The sequence below is a fragment of the Psychrobacter immobilis genome (assembly GCF_904846285.1).
Taxonomy (GTDB): domain Bacteria; phylum Pseudomonadota; class Gammaproteobacteria; order Pseudomonadales; family Moraxellaceae; genus Psychrobacter; species Psychrobacter immobilis_D.
Genome location: NZ_CAJHAD010000059.1, coordinates 1 through 1307, shown reverse-complemented (window position 1 = coordinate 1307; position 1307 = coordinate 1). Strand labels below are relative to the sequence as shown.

General features: G+C 47.6%; 1 protein-coding gene. It reads right to left on the bottom strand.

Annotated elements, in window-relative coordinates:
- Positions 1–97 precede the first annotated feature (97 nt).
- Positions 98–1288 carry an elongation factor Tu gene (gene tuf / locus JMX13_RS13520; protein WP_201547280.1) on the bottom strand — a complete coding sequence of 397 codons (1191 nt, stop codon included), beginning with the start codon at positions 1286–1288 and terminating at the stop codon, positions 98–100.
- Positions 1289–1307: the final 19 nt, after the last annotated feature.

Here is a 1307-nt window from a genome sequence, read left to right as displayed (position 1 = left end):
AAAAAAAGCCACCCTCTAAGAGGATGGCTTTTTACTTGCTAACTAACACTGTCAGATTGCTCCGATAGTATTAATGCATCAATAGTTACTGGGTTACTTAGCTAAGTACGTTAGCAACAACACCAGCGCCTACCGTACGGCCGCCTTCACGAATAGCAAAGCGAAGACCTTTGTCCATAGCGATTGGGTGGATAAGCTCTACGCCCATCTCAACGTTATCACCAGGCATAACCATTTCAGTACCTTCTTGTAATTGGATTGCGCCAGTTACGTCAGTGGTACGGAAGTAGAACTGTGGACGATAGCCGTTTAGGAATGGTGTGTGACGACCACCCTCTTCTTTTGACAATACATATACTTCAGCGTCAAACTTGGTGTGAGGAGTGATAGAACCTGGCTTAGCTAGTACTTGGCCACGTTGTACGTCTTCACGTTTAGTACCACGTAGTAGTACGCCACAGTTTTCGCCTGCACGACCTTCGTCAAGCAGTTTACGGAACATCTCTACACCAGTACAGGTGGTCTTTTGCGTGTCACGGATACCGACGATTTCGATTTCGTCACCAACTTTAACGATACCAGATTCAACACGACCAGTTACAACAGTACCACGACCTGAGATTGAGAATACGTCTTCGATTGGCATTAGGAATGCTTTGTCGATGTCACGCTCTGGCTCTGGGATGTAGGTGTCAAGAACGTTTAGTAGTTCTACAACGGCTGGTTGGCCGTATTTTTCTTGTGAGCCTTTTAGGGCTTCAGTAGCAGAACCTTTGATGATTGGGGTGTCGTCGCCTGGGAAGTCATAGTCGTTCAATAATTCACGAACTTCCATTTCTACTAGCTCAAGCAATTCTTCGTCATCAACAGCATCACATTTGTTCATGAATACGACGATGTACGGTACGCCAACCTGACGTGAAAGCAGGATGTGCTCACGGGTTTGTGGCATAGGGCCGTCAGTTGCTGATACAACTAGGATGGCGCCGTCCATTTGGGCTGCACCGGTGATCATGTTTTTAACATAATCGGCGTGACCTGGGCAATCGACGTGAGCATAATGACGTGATGGGGTGTCATACTCTACGTGTGAGGTGTTGATGGTGATGCCACGTGCTTTTTCTTCTGGTGCTGAGTCAATAGACGCGTAGTCTTTGGCTTCGCCACCAGAGGTGATTGCTGCTACGGTTGCGATAGCGGCGGTTAGGGTTGTTTTACCGTGGTCAACGTGTCCGATGGTACCGACGTTGACGTGTGGCTTGCTGCGTTCAAACTTGGCCTTTGCCATGGGTATTTCCTCTTTTTTT

Coding starts and splice junctions, on each gene's coding strand:
- tuf (WP_201547280.1), bottom strand. CDS start 1,288: ATGGCAAAGGCCAAGTTTGAACGCAGCAAGCCACACGTCAACGTCGGT.